Source organism: Massilia aquatica (assembly GCF_011682045.1).
GTDB lineage: Bacteria > Pseudomonadota > Gammaproteobacteria > Burkholderiales > Burkholderiaceae_D > Telluria_A > Telluria_A aquatica.
This window is the reverse complement of record NZ_VVIW01000070.1, coordinates 1-1,046: the sequence shown is the minus strand read 5'-3', so window position 1 is coordinate 1,046 and position 1,046 is coordinate 1. Positions and strand designations below refer to the sequence as shown.

Genomic DNA, 1,046 nt, shown 5'->3' with positions numbered 1-1,046 from the left:
AGCACCAGCTCAGCATCGTCACCGACGTTGCGCTTTACCGCCGCCAGCACCGTCGCCAATTGACCACTATCGGCGGCACTGTTGACGAGTTCTGCCGCCACGACGATGTGGGCAGTCTCATCGACTGCCGCCTGGGCATTGTAAGCATAGTCGAAGCCGCCGCCGGCACGCTTCATGATGCGGCTCTCCGGGTCGGTGAAATTCTCTTGGGCATCAGGCTTCGGCTCGCCGAACTTGTATTTGAAACGCGACTTCTTTTTTGGCTTGCCAGAGTCATCGGGCGGCGCCTCGTCATCATCGCTGCGCCCGCGTGCGAGATCGGCCTGGCGCTGCCGCTCTTCAAGGCGCGCACGCGCTGCGCGGATGACGGCAAGGCGATCTTCCCGCCGTGCGATCTCTGCCGGGATATCGAGTTCCGGCTCGTTCCTTTCGGCGGCATCTGTGGCCTTGGCCTTGGCCAGCAACGCGTCAATTTGCTCCTTCAGTTCACGTTCGGCCTTTTGCATGCGCTCATAGCTCATTGCCTTGTGGCGCGATGCGTTGGCCTTGATCTTGGTGCCATCGACGCCGATCGTGCCAAGTTTGACCAAGCCGCACTCTTTCGCCAACTTCACTACCTGAACGAACAGGTCTGACAGTTCCTTCAGGTGGAACGCGCGGAAATCGCAAATCGTTCGATGCGCCGGGTAATTGTCGGCAGCGAGCATACGCAACGCCACGTCCTCATGCAGCTTTCTCGCCAACTTGCGTGATGAGAACACACCGGTTGCATAACCGTACACAAGTACCTTGACCATCATCGCAGGATTAAATGGCTGATTGCGTGGGCCGCCGCCTGCATATCGCGCGTGAAAGGCCGATAGATCAAGCGAGTCGACCGTGTCGCTGATGAAGTACGCAAGGTGGCCCTCGGGGAGCCAGTCTTGCAAAGCATGGGGAAGCAGCATTTGCTGATGCTGATCGTATGGAAGGTAGCTCGTCGTCATTTGACAAGTTTACCTCGTCACCATTCGGATTGCATCAGTTTCTGCCGCGCAGACTCCTAG

General features: G+C 58.2%; 1 protein-coding gene. It reads right to left on the bottom strand.

Annotated features, from left to right (window positions below):
* A partial coding sequence (locus F1609_RS33890; protein ID WP_167082336.1) for a transposase occupies positions 1–986 on the bottom strand: 986 nt, incomplete at its 3' end.
* Positions 987–1,046: the final 60 nt, after the last annotated feature.